22 protein-coding genes are annotated in these 19,775 nt (G+C 54.8%); 17 read left to right on the top strand and 5 right to left on the bottom strand.

What is annotated here, in order from left to right; translation table 11 throughout:
* Nucleotides 1–15: 15 nt before the first annotated feature.
* From K7B04_RS22060 to K7B04_RS22005, 12 genes are all read left to right on the top strand, one after another.
* Nucleotides 16–1,236: a cyclopropane-fatty-acyl-phospholipid synthase family protein gene (locus K7B04_RS22060; RefSeq protein ID WP_223803041.1), complete on the top strand. Its 1,221-nt coding sequence runs from the start codon at nucleotides 16–18 to the stop codon at nucleotides 1,234–1,236.
* The gene (locus tag K7B04_RS22055) at nucleotides 1,233–1,718 is read left to right on the top strand and encodes a DUF2878 domain-containing protein (RefSeq protein WP_163449064.1); all 486 of its coding nucleotides are present in this window, start codon (nucleotides 1,233–1,235) and stop codon (nucleotides 1,716–1,718) included. Before K7B04_RS22060 ends, K7B04_RS22055 begins: the two co-directional genes overlap by 4 nt.
* On the top strand, nucleotides 1,715–2,242 hold the full coding sequence (locus K7B04_RS22050) for a hypothetical protein (protein WP_223803040.1): 528 nt from the start codon (nucleotides 1,715–1,717) through the stop codon (nucleotides 2,240–2,242). The genes K7B04_RS22055 and K7B04_RS22050 overlap by 4 nt, the downstream gene beginning before the upstream one ends.
* On the top strand, nucleotides 2,239–2,769 hold the full coding sequence (locus K7B04_RS22045) for a DUF3833 domain-containing protein (RefSeq protein ID WP_223803039.1): 531 nt from the start codon (nucleotides 2,239–2,241) through the stop codon (nucleotides 2,767–2,769). Before K7B04_RS22050 ends, K7B04_RS22045 begins: the two co-directional genes overlap by 4 nt.
* Before the next feature lie 13 nt (nucleotides 2,770–2,782).
* Entirely contained in the window at nucleotides 2,783–3,742 is a 960-nt protein-coding gene (locus tag K7B04_RS22040) for a DUF523 and DUF1722 domain-containing protein (protein ID WP_223803038.1), read from the top strand.
* Nucleotides 3,743–3,833: 91 nt separating this feature from the next.
* Nucleotides 3,834–4,178, top strand: a complete 345-nt coding sequence (locus K7B04_RS22035) for a DUF1294 domain-containing protein (RefSeq protein ID WP_223803037.1) — start codon at nucleotides 3,834–3,836, stop codon at nucleotides 4,176–4,178.
* Between the two features lie 165 nt (nucleotides 4,179–4,343).
* Nucleotides 4,344–5,342: an ABC transporter substrate-binding protein gene (locus K7B04_RS22030; protein WP_163449060.1), complete on the top strand. Its 999-nt coding sequence runs from the start codon at nucleotides 4,344–4,346 to the stop codon at nucleotides 5,340–5,342.
* The gene (locus tag K7B04_RS22025; RefSeq protein WP_163449059.1) at nucleotides 5,342–6,379 is read left to right on the top strand and encodes an iron chelate uptake ABC transporter family permease subunit; all 1,038 of its coding nucleotides are present in this window, start codon (nucleotides 5,342–5,344) and stop codon (nucleotides 6,377–6,379) included. The genes K7B04_RS22030 and K7B04_RS22025 overlap by 1 nt, the downstream gene beginning before the upstream one ends.
* Nucleotides 6,379–7,140: an ABC transporter ATP-binding protein gene (locus K7B04_RS22020; RefSeq protein WP_223803036.1), complete on the top strand. Its 762-nt coding sequence runs from the start codon at nucleotides 6,379–6,381 to the stop codon at nucleotides 7,138–7,140. Before K7B04_RS22025 ends, K7B04_RS22020 begins: the two co-directional genes overlap by 1 nt.
* Nucleotides 7,141–7,154: 14 nt before the next feature.
* Entirely contained in the window at nucleotides 7,155–8,399 is a 1,245-nt protein-coding gene (locus K7B04_RS22015; RefSeq protein ID WP_223803035.1) for an MFS transporter, read from the top strand.
* 104 nt (nucleotides 8,400–8,503) lie between these two features.
* Entirely contained in the window at nucleotides 8,504–8,986 is a 483-nt protein-coding gene (locus K7B04_RS22010) for a glutathione peroxidase (protein WP_163449056.1), read from the top strand.
* A gap of 184 nt (nucleotides 8,987–9,170) precedes the next feature.
* Nucleotides 9,171–9,536 carry a VOC family protein gene (locus K7B04_RS22005; RefSeq protein WP_163449055.1) on the top strand — a complete coding sequence of 122 codons (366 nt, stop codon included), beginning with the start codon at nucleotides 9,171–9,173 and terminating at the stop codon, nucleotides 9,534–9,536.
* Between the two features lie 197 nt (nucleotides 9,537–9,733).
* On the opposite strand, the gene K7B04_RS22000 is transcribed toward K7B04_RS22005, so the two are convergent.
* Both K7B04_RS22000 and K7B04_RS21995 read right to left on the bottom strand, forming a co-directional pair.
* Nucleotides 9,734–10,174, bottom strand: coding sequence for a GNAT family N-acetyltransferase (locus K7B04_RS22000; RefSeq protein WP_167577254.1), 441 nt, complete (start codon nucleotides 10,172–10,174; stop codon nucleotides 9,734–9,736).
* A 79-nt stretch (nucleotides 10,175–10,253) separates the two neighbouring features.
* On the bottom strand, nucleotides 10,254–11,135 hold the full coding sequence (locus K7B04_RS21995) for a hypothetical protein (RefSeq protein WP_163449054.1): 882 nt from the start codon (nucleotides 11,133–11,135) through the stop codon (nucleotides 10,254–10,256).
* A 373-nt stretch (nucleotides 11,136–11,508) separates the two neighbouring features.
* Between K7B04_RS21995 and K7B04_RS21990 the strand changes: the two genes are divergently transcribed.
* From K7B04_RS21990 to K7B04_RS21975, 4 genes are all read left to right on the top strand, one after another.
* The gene (locus K7B04_RS21990; RefSeq protein WP_223804214.1) at nucleotides 11,509–12,042 is read left to right on the top strand and encodes a GNAT family N-acetyltransferase; all 534 of its coding nucleotides are present in this window, start codon (nucleotides 11,509–11,511) and stop codon (nucleotides 12,040–12,042) included.
* A gap of 547 nt (nucleotides 12,043–12,589) precedes the next feature.
* The gene (locus K7B04_RS21985) at nucleotides 12,590–14,032 is read left to right on the top strand and encodes an alpha/beta hydrolase (RefSeq protein WP_223803034.1); all 1,443 of its coding nucleotides are present in this window, start codon (nucleotides 12,590–12,592) and stop codon (nucleotides 14,030–14,032) included.
* Nucleotides 14,033–14,042: 10 nt separating this feature from the next.
* Nucleotides 14,043–14,534, top strand: coding sequence for a hypothetical protein (locus K7B04_RS21980; RefSeq protein WP_223803033.1), 492 nt, complete (start codon nucleotides 14,043–14,045; stop codon nucleotides 14,532–14,534).
* Between the two features lie 174 nt (nucleotides 14,535–14,708).
* Nucleotides 14,709–15,623, top strand: coding sequence for a LysR family transcriptional regulator (locus tag K7B04_RS21975; RefSeq protein WP_163449052.1), 915 nt, complete (start codon nucleotides 14,709–14,711; stop codon nucleotides 15,621–15,623).
* A 13-nt stretch (nucleotides 15,624–15,636) separates the two neighbouring features.
* On the opposite strand, the gene K7B04_RS21970 is transcribed toward K7B04_RS21975, so the two are convergent.
* From K7B04_RS21970 to rnz, 3 genes are all read right to left on the bottom strand, one after another.
* The gene (locus tag K7B04_RS21970) at nucleotides 15,637–16,932 is read right to left on the bottom strand and encodes an MFS transporter (protein ID WP_191091020.1); all 1,296 of its coding nucleotides are present in this window, start codon (nucleotides 16,930–16,932) and stop codon (nucleotides 15,637–15,639) included.
* Between the two features lie 289 nt (nucleotides 16,933–17,221).
* On the bottom strand, nucleotides 17,222–18,217 hold the full coding sequence (locus tag K7B04_RS21965; protein WP_223803032.1) for a chemotaxis protein: 996 nt from the start codon (nucleotides 18,215–18,217) through the stop codon (nucleotides 17,222–17,224).
* Nucleotides 18,218–18,281: 64 nt separating this feature from the next.
* Nucleotides 18,282–19,202: a ribonuclease Z gene (gene rnz / locus K7B04_RS21960; protein WP_223803031.1), complete on the bottom strand. Its 921-nt coding sequence runs from the start codon at nucleotides 19,200–19,202 to the stop codon at nucleotides 18,282–18,284.
* A 45-nt stretch (nucleotides 19,203–19,247) separates the two neighbouring features.
* Here rnz and K7B04_RS21955 point away from each other — a divergent pair, with 45 nt between their 5' ends.
* Nucleotides 19,248–19,709 carry a GNAT family N-acetyltransferase gene (locus tag K7B04_RS21955; RefSeq protein WP_223803030.1) on the top strand — a complete coding sequence of 154 codons (462 nt, stop codon included), beginning with the start codon at nucleotides 19,248–19,250 and terminating at the stop codon, nucleotides 19,707–19,709.
* Nucleotides 19,710–19,775 lie beyond the last annotated feature (66 nt).

The raw sequence follows: 19,775 nt of genomic DNA, 5'->3' as shown, positions 1-19,775 counted from the left end.
CAGGAGTAAACGATCATGACCGATCCCGTCTTTGCGCTTGAACCCGATATTCCGCGCAACGTCCGCATCGCGCGCTGGTTGCTTTTCCGGCTGCTGAGCGGCATTCGCCACGGCTCGCTGACGGTGCGGGAAGGGGCGCAAGCCTTTCAGTTTGGCGACGCGTCTGCCGCATTGCGCGCCGAAGTGCATATTCTCTCCCCCCGGGTGTACTGGCGGGCGCTGACCGGAGGAAGCCTGGCGGCGGCGGAAGCCTGGATTGACGGCGAGTGGCAAACGCATGACTTAACGTCATTGCTGGAGATCTTTGCGCTCAACGGCAGCACGCTAGGAAAGCTGGAGAACGGCTTTCGTCTGCTGGGCAGGCCCATCGAACGCCTGCGCCACTGGACGCGTCGCAACCATCGCCAGCAGGCGCGAGAAAATATCGCCGCGCATTACGACCTCGGTAATGAATTTTATGCGCACTTTCTCGATGAAGAGCTGCTCTATTCCAGCGCGCTGTTTACTGACGATGAGCAGGCGTTGACGCAGGCTCAGCAGGCCAAAATGGCGCGTCTTTGCGAGCAGCTGGCGCTGACCGCCAGCGATCATCTGCTGGAGATTGGTACGGGGTGGGGCGCGATGGCGGAATACGCCGCGCGACATTATGGCTGCCGCGTCACCACCACCACGCTTTCGCAGGAGCAGTTCCTGTGGGCGAAAGCGCGCATTGCCCGCGCCGGGCTTGAGGATCGGGTGCAGGTGTTGCTGTGTGACTATCGCGATCTCACCGGGGAGTTCGACAAACTGGTCTCGGTGGAGATGATTGAGGCCGTCGGCCAGCGCTATCTTCCCACCTTCTTCCGCACCTGCCAGGCGCGCCTGCGTCCGGGGGGAAAAATGGCGATTCAGGCGATCACCATTCAGGATCAGCGCTATCGCGACTACAGCAAAAGCGTTGATTTTATTCAGCGTTATATCTTCCCCGGCGGTTTTTTGCCCAGCATCACGGTGATGAGCGAACTGATGACGCGGCATACCGATTTCGTGGTGCGCAACCTGTTTGATATGGGGCCGGACTATGCCCGCACGCTGGCGCACTGGCGGCAGCGTTTTACCCACGCCTGGCAGGATATCGAGAAACTGGGCTTCGACGAACGCTTTCGCCGGATGTGGCTGTACTACTTCGGCTACTGCGAGGCCGGTTTCAACGCCCGCACGATAAGCGTGGTGCAACTGACGGCAGAGCGCGTATGAAACGCTATCTGCAGATTTTTCTGTTAGCCGTCGGCTTCGACCTTTACTGGTTTCTGGTGGTGTTCTTTCGGGAGCAAGGACTGGTGTTGTGGCTCGGGATAGCCATTCTGGCCCTGATGCTGCTGCCCACCGCGCGCCGTTTATACGCGTTACTGCTGGCGGTGGCGGGCAGCTGTCTGGATGCGCTCTGGGCGCTGACGGGGCTGATTGATTTTCATGGCGAAGGCGTACTGCCGCTCTGGATGATTGCGCTATGGCTGATGTTCGCGACGGTCTGGACGCAGCTCGCCAGTTCAACCACGCTGCCGGGATGGATACTGGCGCTGATGGCGGTTTGCGGCGGACCGATCGCCTACTGGCTGGGACAACGTCTGGGCGCCATCACCTTTTTGCAACCGACGATTGTCGTCGTCGGCGCGCTGACGACAGGCTGGCTGGTGTTAATGCTGTTATTTCACATTCTGTTGGGGAGGCGGCAATGAAATCTGCGCTACTGATGCTGTTGTGCCTGGCGGTCGCTGCGCCATCGGCCGTTGCTGCGGACTGGTTAAGCTGGCGGAAAGTCGGCGACGCGACGCTGACCTGGGGGCCGTTCACGGTCTATACCTCCCAGCTCCGCGCGCCGGACGGGCAATATCATGGTTTAACCCAGGATCAGGCGCTGATCATCACCTACGCGCGGCATATTGAGCGGGAGGATCTGGTTAACGCCACCCGCGAGCAGTGGCAGGCGCAGGGGATTCTGGCGCGTGAGGCGCAGAGTCAGGCCTGGCTGCGCATGCTGGCGGAATTATGGCCGGACGTCGAACCGGGTACGCAGCTGGCCTTTGTGCTGAACGATAAACAGGGGCAATTCTGGTACCGCGCCTCGGCGGCGCAAACGCGCTTTATGCCGCTGGGGCCCCGACAGTCGGCGGATTTCAGCCAAAACTTTCTCGCCATCTGGCTCGATCCGCGTACGCAATACCCGGAGCTGCGTCAACAGCTCACTGGAGGTCAAAAATGAAACGTTTACTGGCTTTAACTCTGCCCTTGATGATGCAACTGACCGGCTGTAGCGCCGACATCGCCGACTACCGCCAGCAGCAACCTCGGCTGGATATTTTCCAGTATTTCCAGGGGGAAACCCAGGCCTGGGGGATGGTTCAGGATCGCAGCGGCAAACAGCTGCGACGTTTCCACGTGGCTATCAATGGTGACGTGGTGGGCAATACCTTAACCCTGAATGAACGGTTTGTTTATGACGATGGCGAGAAGCAGCAGCGGGTGTGGCACATCAGACGGCTTGGCGACGATCGTTATGAGGGAACCGCCGGAGACATCGAAGGGGTCGCCAAAGGGCAGGCGGCGGGAAACGCGTTCAACTGGCATTACAGCATGAATGTGAAAGCCAACGGCAAAACCTGGCTACTGCATTTTGACGACTGGATGTATCTGCAGGATGGCAACCATCTGTTTAACAAAACCGAGATGAAGAAATTCGGTTTCACCGTCGGTACGGTGACGCTGTTCTTCTCCCGTAAAGCGCCATAACGAGGAGGACGCCATGAAAACGCAACCGGTGATTGGAATCAGCAGCTGTTTAACCGGCGCGCCCGTGCGCTTCGACGGCGGCCATAAACGCACGGACTTTGTGATGGACCGGCTGGCGCAGTGGGTATCATTCCGGCCAATTTGCCCGGAGATGGCGATTGGCCTGCCGACCCCCCGCCCGGCGCTGCGGCTGGTGCAAACCACCGCAGGCGATATCCGCATGCGGTTCAGCCATGCGCCTCACGAAGACGTCAGTGAAAAAATGGCCGACTTTAGCGCCGGGTATCTGGCCGGATTAGGCGAGCTCTCCGGTTTTATCGTCTGCGCCAAATCACCCAGCTGCGGGATGGAGCGGGTGCGGCTGTATGACGAGAAGGGCAATCGCGGACGTAAAGAGGGGACGGGTCTGTTTACCGCTGCGCTGATGGCGAAGTACCCGTGGCTGCCGGTTGAGGAAGACGGGCGGCTGCACGATCCGCTGCTGCGAGAAAACTTCGTTGAGCGGGTCTTTGCGCTGCATGAGCTACAGCAACTGCGTAAAAATGGCCTGACGCGGCGGGCGCTGCTTGATTTTCATAGTCGCTATAAACTGCAGCTGCTGGCGCATCACCAGGCCGGATATCGGGAGATTGGGCCGTTTGTCGCCTCACTGCATACGTGGGAGGATCTGGACGCATTCTTTGAGGCGTATCGCGATAAGCTGATGGCCATCCTCAAGAAACCGGCGTCGCGTAAAAACCATACCAACGTGTTGATGCATATTCAGGGCTACTTCCGTAATCAGTTGAACACGCGGCAGCGTACGGAGCTGCGGGATGTGATTCTTCATTATCGTGCGGGGGTGCTGCCCATTCTTGCGCCGATGACGCTACTGAAACACTATCTTGCGGAATACCCGGATGGCTATCTGTTAACGCAGAATTATTTCGACCCGTATCCGCAAGACCTGGCGCTGCGTCTGGCGGTGAATTAGCGTTGGGAGAGTCGGCGTCGGTATCTTCCCGCCGCCGACACTGCGTATAATGCGGCGTTAAAATCTTTTAAACAGGACTGCCGTTAATTCTATGAATCTCAACCGCTGGTGTTATTTGCTGCTGGCCATCGCGGCGATCGCGAGCCTGTTTACCGCGCATCCTGTGATGATGTGGCTGCTGTTGGCGAACCTGCTGACGCTGGTGATTTACGGGGTCGATAAGATGGCGGCTCGCAAGGACTGGCGAAGAGTGCCGGAAGCGACGCTGCTGTTCTTTGGCGTGGTAGGGGGATGGGTTGGCGCGATGGTCGGGCAGCAGGTTTTTCGCCATAAAACCCAAAAGCAGCCCTTTAAAACCTACTTTATGATCAGCGTCATCGTCAGTATCTCAGCCACCATCGCCATCTATTATTTCTCGCCGTTTCGCGCTTTCTAACCCTCAACGCATTCTGCCCGCGGTCATGCTAACCCGCGGGCGTTATCTCTCATTGACACCCTAAATGGGTCATTGTATAAAACTCCGCCTCAGTAATGAGTTTCATTTACATTAAAAAAGACCACCCGGTTTCCGATAACCCTTTTGATGAAGGATAGCGTTTAAATGAAAAAGACCCTCTGCGCGTTGGGCCTGGTGTTGGCGTCGGTCAGCTCTGCTATGGCAACGACCTATCCTCTGACCATTGAAAACTGCGGCTATCAAGAGACATTCAGCAAACCGCCGGAGCGCGTTGTGGCGCTGGGACAAAATACGGTTGAGATTTTGCTGCTGCTCGGCCTGCAAAATAACGTGGTCGCCAGCGCCTTTTGGCCAACGAAGGTGCTGCCACAGCTGGCGAAGCAGAATGAAAAAATCAAACTGCTGACGGTGGAGATTCCTACGCTTGAATCTATTCTGGCGCAAAACCCTGATTTTGTTCCGTCACAAAACCCCCTCTTATTAGGCCCGGAAAGTAAAGTGGCTAAACGAGAAGACTTCGCGACCCTCGGCGTAAACAGCTATGTTTCACCCGGCATGTGCGCCACCAAAAAAGGCACGGGCGATATGTACGGCAGCCGCCAGCAGCTCTGGGATATGACCTGGCTATATAAAGAGATTGAAGACTTCGCCACCATTTTTAATGTGCAGGACCGGGGCACCGCGCTGGTGGCGGATTTCAAAAAGCGTGAAAATGCGCTGCGCGCGGAGTTCAGCAAGAATAAAAAAGATCTCTCCTTCGTCTTCTGGTTCTCCAGCGCATCGCCTTCAGCCGATGCCTACGTTGGGGGGAAAAATAGCGCCTCTGGCTTTATCGCCAACGTGCTGGGCGGCCATAACGCCATTACGTCTGAAACCGAATGGCCGACGGTAAGCTGGGAAAGCATTATCGCGGCGAACCCGGATGTGATTGTGGTCTCCAGCCTCGACCGCAACCGCTGGGCGCTGGATAACGCAGAAGAAAAAATCAAATTCCTGAAAACCGATCCGGCGGTCAGCCAGCTGGATGCGGTGAAAAAAGGCCATATCGTGGTGATGGACGGGCAGGCGATGAACCCGACCATCCGCACCCTCTACGGCGCTGAACAGGTGGGCGAACAGCTCAGAAAACTGGGGCTCAACTGATGACGGCTGCCGCTATTGCGTCGCGACAGGGGCTGTTTCTGACCACCTCGTGCCTGCTATCTATCATCTTGTTATTGCTGGTGATTGCGGTTGGCGTCAGCGTGGGAGAGCTTGCCATCCCGCTGCAAAACGTCTTTTACGCCATCGGTAATAAGATGGGGCTGACCGACGTTCCGCTTAATCGTATCTATGAAAGCGTGATTTGGGACTTTCGCCTGAGCCGCGCGCTGGTAGCGGCTTGCTGTGGCGCGGGGCTGGCTATCTGCGGCGCGGTGTTACAGAGCCTGCTGAAGAATGCGCTGGCGGAACCCTATGTCCTCGGCGTTTCTGCCGGGGCGTCGACGGGGGCGGTTTCCGTGGTCGTGCTGGGTATCGGCACCGGCGCGGTATCGCTGTCCGCCGGGGCGTTTGCCGGGGCCTTTGCCGCCTTTGCCTTCGTGGCTTTTCTGACCAACGGCGCCCGTGGGGGGAACGAACGCACTATTCTGGCGGGCGTTGCCGCTTCTCAGCTGTTCAACGCCATTACCGCCTACACCATCAGCACCTCCGCCAGCGCGCAGCAGGCGCGTGACGTGATGTTCTGGCTGCTGGGCAGTTTTAGCGGCGTGCGCTGGCCGGAATTCCAGCTGGTGCTGGTGGTGGTGGTGATTGGCCTGGCCGTTTGTTTGTATTATTCCCGGGCGCTGGATGCATTCACCTTTGGCGACGATGCCGCCGCCTCGCTGGGGATCGCGGTCCCCTGGGTGCGCCTCATCCTCTTTACCACCACCGCGCTTATCACCGCGACCATCGTCAGCATGGCCGGCTCGATTGGTTTCGTTGGGCTGGTGGTGCCCCACGTGATGCGCTTCTTCTTTGGCCCGCTACACCGCACGTTGCTGATTGCCTGTGCGCTGGCCGGGGCGATTTTAATGGTGCTGGCGGATATCGCCTCTCGCCTGCTGATCGCGCCGCAAAGCCTGCCGGTAGGCGTGGTGACGGCGCTGGTCGGCGTGCCATTCTTTGCCATCATTATCTACCGTTCAAGGAATAAGTGATGAGTATCTGCGCTGAACATATTACCTGGAAGGTCGGTAAAAAGGTCATCGTCAACGACGTTTCGCTACAGGTTGCGCGCGGTGAAACCGTGGGGCTGCTTGGCCCTAACGGCTGCGGCAAATCGTCGCTGCTGCGCATTCTTGCAGGCCTGCGTCGCCCGGATGCGGGCTGCGTGACGCTCGATGATAAAGACATTGCGAAGATGGCGAAAAAGCAGCTTGCTCGCCGGGTGGCGTTTGTTGAGCAGCACGGTATGACCGAAGCCAATATGCGCGTTCGCGACGTGGTCAAACTGGGGCGGATTCCGCATCATACGCCGTTTTCTAACTGGAGCACGCACGATGACGAAACCGTCACCGCGGCGCTGCAACGCGTCGATATGCTGGATAAAAGCGAGCAGGGGTGGCTGAGTTTGTCCGGCGGGGAGCGTCAGCGGGTGCATATCGCCCGTGCTTTGGCGCAGACGCCGACGGAGATTTTGCTTGATGAACCGACCAACCATCTCGATATTCATCACCAGATGCAGTTAATGCAGCTGATTAGCGAACTGCCGGTGACCAGCATTGTGGCTATTCACGATCTGAACCATGCCGCCATGTTCTGCGATTCGCTGATTGTGATGCAAAAAGGGCAAATTATCGCCAGCGGAACGCCGCAGGATATTCTTAGTGAGGAACTGCTGTGGGATGTTTTTCGCGTGAAGACCAAAATTGAGATTTCCCGCTTCCATGGTAAAAAACATATCCACTTTATTGTTTAAGGCCGGATAATTGCATGCTGCGTTTTCCCCTGCGCCCCGCCACGACGCTCTGGCCGCCGGTATTACTGGGTAGCCAGTTTGTCTTTAATATCGGCTTCTATGCGGTAGTGCCGTTTCTGGCGATATTTCTGCGCGACGACATGCTGCTTTCCGGTGGGCTGATTGGCCTGATTCTGGGGCTGCGTACTTTCTCACAGCAGGGGATGTTTATTATCGGTGGAGCGCTCTCCGACCGGTTTGGCGCGCGTGCGATTATCCTGATTGGCTGTGTTATCCGGGTTGTGGGATATCTGCTGTTGGCGCTGGGCCAATCGCTGTGGCCGATTATTCTGGGAGCCTGCCTGACGGGGATCGGCGGGGCGCTGTTTTCACCCTCCATTGAAGCATTGCTGGCCAAAGCGGGAACACAAAGTGAGGCGAGCGGCAAACGCAGCCGCGCGGAGTGGTTCGCGCTGTTTGCGGTCTGCGGTGAGCTTGGTGCCGTGCTGGGGCCCGCGTTGGGCGCGCTGCTGACGGGCTTTGGTTTTCGTCAGGTTGCGCTGGCGGGGGCAGGGGTTTTTATCGTTGCGCTGATCCTGCTCTCCTTCGCTTTGCCCGCCGCGCCGCGACGCACGCAGAAGATCAACATCCTGCCGTGGTGGACGACATTTCGTCAGCCGCGTTTTGTGGCGTTTATTATCGCCTACAGTTCGTGGCTGCTAAGCTATAACCAACTCTATCTGGCGCTGCCCGTTGAGATCCAGCGCGCGGGCGGCAGTGAAAAAGATCTCGGGCCGCTGTTTATGCTCGCCTCGCTGCTGATTGTGGCGTTGCAGCTGCCGCTGGCGCGTGTTGCTCATCGCGTGGGGGCCGTCCGGATCCTGCCGGTGGGCTTTTTGCTGCTCTCCACCGCTTTCGCCAGCGTGGCGCTGTTCGCCTCGACGCCGCCGGCAGAAGGCTGGCAGCGATTGATTCCGTCGATATGTTTTGTGACGCTGCTGACCTTAGGGCAAATGCTGCTGGTGCCGTCGGCTAAGGATCTGATCCCCCGTTTTGCTGAGGAGTCGACGCTTGGCGCGCACTATGGCGCGCTCGCTACTGCCGGCGGCGTCGCGGTGCTGGCGGGGAATTTAGCGTTTGGCGGGCTGCTTGACGAGGCGCTGACCCCCTCAACGCAGGCCATCTATCCCTGGCTTTTGCTGGCGCTGTTTCCCCTGTGTAGCGCCGTGGCGATGGTGCTGATTTGCCGCCCGTTGCTCACCAAAACCCGATTTGGTTAAGGAAGCTGCCCAGGCCTTCGCAGGTGTATTGCTGTTAACCGGCTGCGTGGTGGGAAATCGGAATTGCTTCGATGACGACAATGTTTTGCCATAAGGATCCCGATATGAATCGTTTTTATCAACTCACCGCGACGAGTCTGGATGGTCAGCTTATCCCGATGGCCGACTACGCCGGTAAGCTGGTTCTGGTAGTCAATACTGCCAGCCATTGTGGCTTCACGCCGCAATACGCAGGTCTTGAAGCGCTCTACAAGAAGTATGCCGACCAGGGGCTGGTGGTGCTGGGTTTTCCCTGCAACCAGTTTGGTCAGCAGGAACCCGGAAATGCAGATGACATCGCGCAGACCTGCCACATCAACTATGGTGTGAGCTTCCCGATGTTCGAGAAAGTGGAAGTCAACGGTGCGGCGGCGCACCCGGTGTTTTGTTATCTGAAGGATGCGTTGCCCGGCGTGCTGGGTGGGCGAATCAAGTGGAACTTCACCAAGTTTCTGATTGGCCGCGACGGCAAACCGCTTAAACGTTTTGCGCCGTTGACGACCCCGGAGAAAATGGAAGCTGCAATTAAGGCCGCGCTTGATATCTGAGTTTCCTGTTATTTAATTTTATTTCAGGATGCTCGGGCGGAGCTTAAAAAAACAAACAGGACTGATGCTGTCGATATCGCGATCTTTAAAATTGATGCTCATCACATTGACGCGTTCTTAAATGAATTTAACTTAAATCTCTTTCTATACTCTTTATTTGTTCATCTTTTCCGAGGAATAAATAATGTTCGATCATGTGAAATTCGGCGTAAGTGATTACGAAAAAAGTAAAACGTTCTTCCTCAACGCGCTTCAGCCGCTTGGCGTGAAGCTTATCGATGAAGGCACACCGGATTACGGTGTTGAAATGAGTTCCGACAATGTTTCACTTTGCCTGTTCCACACGAATGACAAACCGGCTCCTCTGCATCTGGCGTTTGTCGCCAAAACCCGGCAGCAAGTTGATGAGTTTTACAATGCCGCTTTGCGTGCGGGCGCCCAGGATAACGGAGCGCCAGGCTTACGTTCCTACGGTGAAAACTACTATGCGGCATTTGTCATTGCCCCTGATGGTCATAATATTGAGGCGGTCTGCCATGCGCCGGGATGATTAAAGGCCAGCTATCCGAGGGATTGGGACGGGGAGGGGCATTTTTTGACTGTGATAAATGTTGGGTAAACGTCGTCTGGCTGTTTACCTCATACCGGCAGGTAAAGAAACTGTGCATCCGGGAAACGGCGGATGCTACGGGATACCATGCTTCGCAGTTTGCGCCAGGAGCGAACAATGCAAACCTTGCGAGGGCGTTAATTTACAACGGGAACGTCGTCGAGGTGTTTAACAAAACGCTTCCTCACTTCCTGATAACCATTATCTTCATAAAACTTGTGTGCTCTGACTCTTCTTTCACTGCTTGAAAGCTCAATTTGAGAACATCCTTTCTCCAGGGCGATTTGCTCAGCGGCGATGAGGAGCTTCCGCCCGATCCCTGCCCCTCGCAATGATTCATCTATGACCAGAGCTGAAATTAATGCCCATAAGCTATTTTCATGCAGAGGCGTGATAAAATTCATCACAATAACCCCGCAAAGTTCTTTTTCTGATTCGGCAACCAATATGCTAAGACCGGTATGCTCCTGCGCAATGTGCTTTTCTAAGCGTTCTCCCTCTGTTTGATATCCCAGTTGCAGAAACAACTTACTTAGAGAGGGTATATCTTTTAACTTTGGCGTCCTGATTAAGACCATGCCATAACCTCCTTCATAATCGTTTAGTGAAAAGTTGGTGGTTCTTTTGTAGGGATACTTACAGTAGTAGGTGAAATGGTCAGTTCCAGTATTCATATTTCGCCGTCATTACGGCGTTATGTTTGTCGACATATTGTTTACCTGTCCGATCGGTTGGGGTGATCGTAATATCCATATTGGCATGAGTGCACTCTCCATGTGTGTTCCACTCCTCGCAGGTGGTCAGATTTTTTTCGATGGTGAAATAGGTTTGGGTCTTGCTCAGGGTCAACTCGCGGCCCTGGTTATCATAGCCATACTCTTCTATGGTTGAGGGTGACTGGGTTTTGATCAGGCGATGATGGTCATCATAACTGTATACAATCGTATTATTATCTATCGCCATACTTCCTTTGCTTGTTGCGCTTGCCAGTAATCCTGACGAATTGAAGGCGTAGTCGATTGTGCTCACTGTGGTTTTGTCTTTATCTTCCGGTTTTGTGGCCGCGATAATTGATCGATTAATCGCGCGGCTGATAATTCCTTTATTGTTAAGCTGGTACATTCCCTCAAGAGTCTGCTGATATACCTGTGTGGTTTTCTGGCTTTTCTTATCGGTTATGACCCCGTTTGAGTCTCCCTGGATGCTCCAGCCAAATTCTGTTTTATTCAACTGAATTTCAGAGGTTGCCGTGAAAACGGTTTCCTGGCCTGTTGAGGTTTTGACCTCTTTCATATGGCCGCCAATTAGCTCACCGCATTGACTGAAGTTGCTTTGAACCGATGTGCGGAGATACCCATCAGGACTATCAATAGTCATTGATACAGATTTGGGAATTTCAGTTCTTGTCTGCTGGCTCAGAAGGATGAAGTTGTTCAGTTTGTTTTTAGCGAAGGTTTCCCCAGTGCATTGTGCTGCATAAGCCTGAAATGTGCAGAGGGATAAGAAAGTAATAAACAGGTTTTTATTATTAAATGACACTATTTGTTGTCCTCGTGAACCGATCAGTTATTCAGATTTGGTTACGTTAGCGCAGTTTTGTTTCCTTGGATGCTCGTCAGATTTGACTCACTTGTCAATCAGTGAATTCACCGTAATCTGGCTACATGCTTTGTACAATCAGGTCTGCTCCTCGCTCATAGGAACCTTCAGTTCTGTTAGCTTGTCTGCTCAGTGCCAAAAGCGAACCGTTTTGTTTTGGAGCATCATGTTTATTGACTGATTGCCGATAATGATGCGTACAGATGATTTTTGTGGGAAGAATTTATTGTTAATTTTATGTTAATGTTTTAGTCTGATTGCAATTTATATTAAAAAAAACAGCCAATGTAACCTGACTATTCAAGGAGATATGATGATTTTGCAGCAGGCTCCTCAGCTAGAGACTGAGCGCTTAATTCTAAAACATTTCGCGTTGGAAGATTTTTCTGCTCTTCAGGCATGCTGGGCTGATCCAGAAATGGTTAAGATAAATGGCGGGGAAGTTCCCACGTCAGAAGCAGTATGGGCCCGCTTGTTACGTTATATAGGCCACTGGCAAGCGTTAGGCTATGGTTACTGGGCCGTTTTTGAGAAAGCGACCCATCTTTATATTGGCGCATTTGGGTTTCAGGATGCGCATCGTAATATTGAGCCAGCATTAACCTATCCAGAAGCCGGATGGACAATTATCGCAGAAATGCGCGGAAAGGGTTACGCCAATGAGGCATTGGCAGCGATCTTAGGCTGGGCCGACCAGACATTTACCTCCCCGGTATGCTGTATTATTGCGGAAGAAAACCAGCGTTCAAATTATTTGGCTGAGCGATTTGGTTTTCAATACCAGAATCATGTTAAATACCATAATAGAAATGTACGCCTGTTAATCCGTCCACTGTCCTCTGTTTAGTTTCAATTAAGTGTCAACTTTGCCATTGTCAAAAAAATGAAAATCAGTAGTGTTCATATGATTCAAATGGATCACCGGTTATGGAGAAACAGCAATCCTGTGATTCCTGACAGAATGTCCACTCCTCGCTGACACCCCTATCACAACTTTCCTGACACGTAATTCAGACGGAAAAAGTTACCTGTTCAGTGGTGTAATGGGGGCTAGCTCGCTGCATGTCGGTACGCTTTCCCGCGGAGATGTCATTAATACGCCAGAGCTTGCCCGAAAAGATCTGCGCGTTTTGCAGAAACTAAGTAAAGAGCTGCCAGAATGGGTATTTATTTACCGGGCAGCAGAGCAAGAATACGGGTTACCAGCACTCATTATGAATAAGGGGGTAACATACTTTTACATCAGATAGTCAGTACAAAGGTTATCTGGTTAAAGCCGCCGACAACTGGCCGGGCAAAAATTCGAATGCTGAATCAGTTAGGACAGACGCTATAAATTATTCATAATAAGAATAATTCCCCGCGAGCCTGACATAAGGAACTGCATCACCATCATGCTAATAAAATGGACTAAACGCTTTGTTTTGCTGGTGGTTTTCGTACTGCTTGGCGTGCTGGGTACGCGTGTTTACGACATCCAGAGCCAGCCTGCATTGCAGCGCTGGCATACCTTTGTGCCGCACGAGATGCGCGCGAAAGAGATAGATAAAGCCAGCTGGCAGGATTACATCAATGCGGAAAATCGCCTTTTTGAGGACGTTCGCGTCAATGTCACCGACAAGTTAGCCCCTGATGAGCAGATCCCCTTCAATCGCTATTACGCCAAAAGCGCGAATTATCCTGGCCATTTTGCCGTCGACTGGAATCGCTCCTTTATCCTGAAACCGCAGGGCCAGCCGAAAGGGGCGGTGGTGTTACTGCATGGGCTCACCGACTCGCCCTACAGCATGCGGCACATCGCGATAAACTATCAGCAGCACGGCTACGTGGCGATTGGCATTCGTTTACCCGCGCACGGCACGGTACCCGGAGCTCTCACGGATGTGGACTGGCAAGACTGGGCTGCTGCCACCCGGCTGGCGGTACGAGAGGCAAAAGCGCTGACGGCAAAACAGCTGCCATTGCATCTGGTGGGATATTCAAACGGTGGGGCGCTGGCGTTGAAATACGCGTTGGATGCGCTGGATGACCCCATGCTGGCGAAACCGCAGCAGGTGATTCTGATCTCACCGATGATCGGTATTACCGCTTTTGCCCGTTTTGCCGGGGTTGCGGGCTGGCCGGCGGTGTTTCCGGCATTTGCTAAAGCCGCGTGGCTTGGCATTGTCCCCGAATATAATCCTTTTAAATACAACTCGTTCCCGGTCAATGCCGCGCGTCAGTCTTACGGGCTAACCCAGGCGCTGCAAACGCAGCTGCTTGCCGCTTCCCGACAACACACGCTGAATGCGCTGCCGCCGATACTGACCTTCCAGTCGGTAGTGGATTCGACGGTCAGCAGCGCCGCCGTTATCTCCGGCTTATACGAAAGGCTGCCGGCAAACGGCAGTGAAGTGGTGCTGTTTGACCTGAATCCGGCGGCGAGCGTGACGCCATTGCTGCGGGCCTCGTCGACGACGGCGCTCTCCCGGTTGCTGCCCTCGCCACCGCGAAAATACGGCGTCACCATCGTGTCGACCGCCTCGACAACCTCCACCGATAGCGAAGCGCGCATTCTTCCTGCGGGTGAGGTGAATGACATGGTTGAACCGTTGGGCATTGAGTATCCGCGCGATATTTATTCGCTGTCCCACATTGCGCTACCGTTCCCGATGAGTGATTCCCTCTATGGACGTTACCCCGAACCGCGAAATGAATTTGGGATTAGCCTGGGCACCTTCGCCGCACGCGGTGAGCGTTCGACGCTGGTCGTGGAACTGGATTTCTTGATGCGAATGTCCTCCAACCCATTCTTCCCCTATATGATTAATCGTGTTGACCACACCATGGCCCCTTAGAGCATCGCGTATGAATATTTTTCTTGTCAGTGAACAGGGCAAGCTGGTTTTGCAAAAGGGCAGCCAGCTGATTGTTGAATTTGCAAACGGCATGCGGCTTGAGCTCTCTGAAAGCCCCACACCTTTACCGCCGACCATTCCTCACGGTCTGTCTATTCGCAGTGATTGTCAGCCTCCGGTGCCATTGAACATCACGCCCGTGGCGGCAAACGGCATTGTCGTGGCCCTGGATCAGGAAAATAGCGTTGGCATAACGATGCATATTGCCGATGCGGCGCGCTGTCTGCAGACAGTCAAAGGCAACAAGGTATTGATCAGGCTGAATAATGGCAAAACCCTCGAAGTGATGGAGGATTACGCCCGCCGTGGCCTGCTTATCTGGGGAGGGCGTGAGCCCATTCCCGGTCTGCCTATGGACGAAGTGAAAGCCAGAACCGAGAGCCTGGGCCTGTACCCGCTGGCCAGTAACCTGATTCACCTCTTTCCCTGGCGGCTGGAATAGGGGGACGCGATGCGTTTGTTGCTGATATGATGCTTTTATGTGAACAACAGGGGCTGTGCATGAACGCCGACTCGACAGCAACACGCTTCAAATTCCCACGCTGGATTGACGTCGTCGAAAGATGTGTTAACCGTGTTTCTCCGCGATCATTATCAAAACAGAGGGCGCGCAGCGATGGCCGTCAATTTTGATCTTAACGATCTCTATGCGTTTCGCGCGCTGGTGGAATACAGCAACTTTCGTCTTGCCGCGGAATCAATTTGCCTTTCGCAGTCGGCATTAAGTCGCCGGATTGAAAAGCTGGAGTCGGCGCTGGGGGTTAAGCTGTTCGACAGAACCACCCGCCACGTGACGTTGACGCTCTACGGGCAGACTTTTGCAGAACGTTCCGGTCAGCTGCTGATGAACGTCGAGTCGGTGCTGGCCGACGTCAATAAAGCGAGCCAGGATCGCGTTGGGTTAGTGACGGTAGCGACGGTGCCCTCTGCGGCATATTACTTTATGCCGGATGTGATCCGCCGCTTCCAGCTGCGTTATCCTCGCGTTCGGGTTAAGATAATCGATAGCAGCGCGGGAAACGTCATTGCCGCGGTCGCCAGCGGACAGGCCGACTTCGGTATCTGCTTTGCGTGCAATTTACAGCCGGATATCGAGTTTTTGCCGTTGGTGGCGGACGTCTACGTGGCGGCCTGTCGACGCGATCACCCCATCGCCCGTCAAAAAAGCCTGACGTGGCAGGCATTTTATCAATACGACTATATCAGCCTCGATAAAACTTCCGGCAACCGTAATTTGCTCGATCAAATGCTGGGGGACGTGACGCCAGAGCGGCCCAGCATCTGTGAAACGCGGCATGTGACGACGATGCTGGGGATGGTTGAAGCGGGGATTGGCATCGCTGCGGTGCCCGCCATGTCGATGCCCGCCGCAGAACACTCGGTCTTAACCCACCGTCCGCTGACTCACCCGGAGGTGAAACGGACGGTGGGGCTTATCAGACGTAACGGGCGGATGCAGTCCTATGTCGCCGCCGAGTTAGAAAAGCTCATCACCGAACAGTATCATGTTGGACACCGCCACGGAGCTTAACGCGCTGGCGGCTTCAATGACTGGTTTGTAGCGAGAGCGCCCGGCGGCGATACAGATACAGCGTCGCTAACAATGCGCAGACGGCGGCAAAGCTCATCCAGTAGCCCGGTGACGCTTTATCGCCGGTATATTCAATTAATGCGGTTGATATCACCGGCGTGAATCCGCCAAACACCGCGGTCGCCAGGCTATACGCCAGTGAAAACCCCGCCACCCGTACTTCTACCGGCATAATCTCCGTTAACGCGGGGATCATTGCGCCGTTATACAAGCCGTAGATAAAAGAAAGCCACAGCAGCACTGTCAGCATCATGCTGAAGCTCGGGGCGTGAGCCAGCATGCTGAGTGCGGGGTAGGCGGTGATGAGCGCCAGCAGCGCCATCGTCACCAGCACCGTTTTGCGGCCAAAACGATCCGACAACGCGCCGCCAATCGGCAGCCAGATAAAGTTAGAGATGGCGACCAGCAAGGTGACCAGAAGACTGTCGGATGCACTGAGCATCAGCACTTTTTTACCGAAAGTCGGGGCATAGACGGTAATCAGATAGAAGGCGGTTGTCGTCATAGCGACCATCAGCATGCCCGCTACAACAACCTGCCAGTTGGCCAGCAGGGTTTTGAAAACATCCCGCATCGCCAGATGATGGCGACGGGTCTGGAACTCCTGCGTCTCTTCCAGCTTGCGGCGCAGCAAAAAGATGAACGGTACGATCAGGCAGCCGAACAGGAACGGAATTCGCCAGGCCCAGTCGTGGATCGTACTCTCTTCCAGCGCCATATTCAGCGCGAAGCCCATCGCCGCGGCCACCATAATCGCCACCTGCTGGCTACCTGACTGCCAACTGGTATAAAAGCCTTTATTGCCCGGCGTGGCAATCTCTGCCAGATACACCGATACACCGCCCAGTTCCGCGCCCGCGGAGAATCCTTGCAACAGACGGCCACAAAGTACCAGCAGCGGCGCCCACAGGCCGATGGCCTGATAAGAGGGGATTAGGACGATCAGAAACGTGCCGGCAGCCATGATAGAGAGCGTGACAATCAGCCCTTTACGGCGTCCCACTTTATCGATGTAAGCGCCCAGCACAATCGCGCCGATTGGCCGCATCAGAAAACCGGCGCCAAAGACGGCAAAAGTCATCATCAGCGAGGCGAATTCGCTGCTGGCGGGGAAAAAGGTATGCGCGATGTAGGTGGCGTAAAAACCGAACAGGAAAAAATCGAACTGCTCCAGAAAGTTACCTGAAGTGACGCGCAAAATTGCGCCAGCCCTTGCCTGAATGGTCATTGTTGTAGCAGGTAGATGCATTTTTATCTCCAGTCTGTTCGTGACGCTTATAGCGCGCCTGTTTCAGCAGACTGGATCAGGATAATGAAGGAGATAAGCGCATTAAAATCATCGACTGATGCGTATTACGCATTAATCAGCGTTAACAATCTTATGCAGTCAGTTGCAACATGGCTTTAACAAGTATCTGTTGTGCGAAGGGGATTGATCGCATGCCAAAAATGATGACTGCGTTTTGTGACCGGGATCATTTCGGCAGATAGCCCGGTGAGGGCTGGCTACGCGACAGAGCGCGTAGCCACAGGGAGGATCACCTTACTGAATGCAGCGCAGCGTCGCTCTTATTGCCATATTTATTGAGCACTTGCTCGATCACCGAGGCCAGCTCGTTAATCTCAAACTTGGCGACGTAGCCATCGGCGTTAACCTTGCGGATGTGATCTTCGTTAGCGTTGCCCGATAGCGAAGAGTGGATCACCACCGGGATATTTCGCAGACGCGGGTCAGTTTTGATCTTGCGGGTGAGGGTAAAACCGTCCATCTCCGGCATCTCGAGGTCGGTTAGCACCAGGGCGATTTTGTCGCTCACCGGTACCCCTTCCTGCGCCGCCTGCTGGGCAATCAGCTCAATTTTCTCCCACGCTTCTTTGCCGGTGACGTGCAGCTGCGCGGGAATATCCATGGCCTTGAGCCCTTTTTCCAGCATCGCGCGCGCCACTTTCGAGTCTTCAGCGACTATGGCCGTTGCCCCCGGCTTAATGTTGAACTTACGCGGATTGAGCGCTTTGGCGTGCAGATCGTGGTTTGACGGGGTGATGTCATACAGAATTTGCTCCACGTCGATAACCATGGACAGGTTGTTGCTCTCCTGATGGTCGTCGAGGCAGGCGATGCTGGTGATGTACTTACCATTGACCGCTTTCTCGGCGGTGTGGATTTGCGTCCAGTCGAGGCGGGTGATGTTCTCAACCGATTCCACGGCGAACGCCTGCACGCTGCGGGCGTATTCGGTAATCAGCAGAATATTCAGACCGTTGCTCGGGGTGCACCCCGTGACGGCGGCGAGATCGATAACCGGGATGATCTGATCGCGAATATTCACCATCCCCATCAGCGGCGGCTTAATACCCGCGGGGCGGGTGAAGCTAGGCATCGGGACAATTTCGCGCAGCTTAAAGACGTTGATGCCGTACAGCTCTGAAGCCTCGCTCTGCGAGGCTTTGCCCAGACGGAACAGCAGCAGCTCAAAACGGTTGGACAGGGTCAGGTTAGCCCTGTCGTCGATCTCTTTCTGGAAGTTATCCATGGTGCCCTCAGCATGATACAGCGTGAACTTATTAGCTGAGTTATCGGCACGCTGAGGCAAAACGTTATTCTGGGGTGAAGGTGGCGAAATCCTCCGCCAGCTCGCAGTTCGCAAAGTGGCTCTGGCACTCGGCCAGCAGACGGCGACAGCCTTCGGCATCGTAGCGCGAACTCACGTGAGTGATAATCAGCCGCCTGGCGTTGGCCGCCAGCGCCAGTTTAGCGGTCTGCTCGCTTGAGGAGTGACCGCGGCTATTGGCTTTCTCCGCCATCGCCGCTTCAAGCGTAGCCTCGTGGACCATCAGATCAACGTCATGGGCCAGCGCCAACGCCGCTTCGCAGGGGGCGGTATCGCCAAAAATGGCGATTTTTTTGCCGGGGGTCGCCGGAGCGAGATAGTCAGCGCCGTCGATGATACGCCCATCCGCCAGCGTAATGCGCTCGCCTGCTTTGAGCTTCTGGAACAGCGGGCCGAAGGGGACGCCGTCGGCAATCAGCCGTTTTGCGTCCAGCGCACCGGGTTTGTCGTGTTCTTCAACGCGAAAACCATAGCACTCTACCGGATGATTTAGCGAGTAGGCGGTCACTTTGCGCAGCCCGTCATCAAGGATCTCGCCGGCGCTGATCTCCACTATCGTCAGCGGGAAGTCGGTCCATGAACCACTCAGGCGCAGCGTCGTTTCAACAAACGCTTTCAGCCCCGTTGGGCCGTACAGCGTCAGCGGCTGAGCGCTACCGGCCATCGAGCGGCTGCAAATCAGCCCCGGCAGGCCAAACAGATGGTCGCCGTGCAGGTGGCTGATAAAAATACGCTCAATCTTGCCTGGGTTAAACGGCGTATGCAGCAACTGGTGCTGAGTGCCTTCACCGCAGTCAAAAAGCCACAGCCCGGGTTGGGTCGGATGTTGCAGGTTCAGCAGCATTGCTGTTACGTTGCGGGTACGGGTTGGCACGCCCGCGGATGTGCCTAAAAAAGTCAATTGCATAGTGCCGCGCCCCTGGCGGTAAAAATAAGGTCTAAGGAGCCTACCATGATTCGCTGGCAAGATTTGCACCATTCTGAACTCACCGTCCCGGCGCTGTACGCGCTGCTGAAATTGCGCTGCGAAGTGTTTGTGGTGGAGCAAACCTGTCCGTACCTCGATGTGGATGGTGACGATCTGCTGGGCGAGAACCGTCATCTGCTGGGCTGGAAGGATGACCGGTTGGTGGCCTATGCACGAATTCTGGTGAGCGAGGAAGAGATTGAGCCGGTGGTGATTGGCCGGGTCATCGTCAGCGCCGATGTGCGCGGCGAACGTTTAGGCCATCAGCTTATGACGCGGGCCGTCGACGCGTGCCAGCAGCGCTGGCCGCAGCGGGCGCTCTACCTCGGCGCACAGGCGCATCTGCGCGATTTTTACGCCCAGTATGGCTTTATTACCGTCACCGACGTTTATGACGAGGACGGCATTCCGCACGTGGGTATGGCGCGCGAAGCGGTGCGCGCATAACCGCGAATCCTGGCTATAGTAAAAGACAAAGTCCGTTGATTTTCAGTGCGATATTGCCTTCGCGCT

Origin of the sequence: Kluyvera sp. CRP, assembly GCF_019930565.1 — a bacterium.
In the GTDB taxonomy this organism is placed as follows: Bacteria; Pseudomonadota; Gammaproteobacteria; order Enterobacterales; family Enterobacteriaceae; genus Kluyvera; species Kluyvera georgiana_A.
The sequence above is the reverse complement of the archived record's forward strand: the minus strand, read 5'-3'. Positions and strand labels throughout refer to the sequence as shown.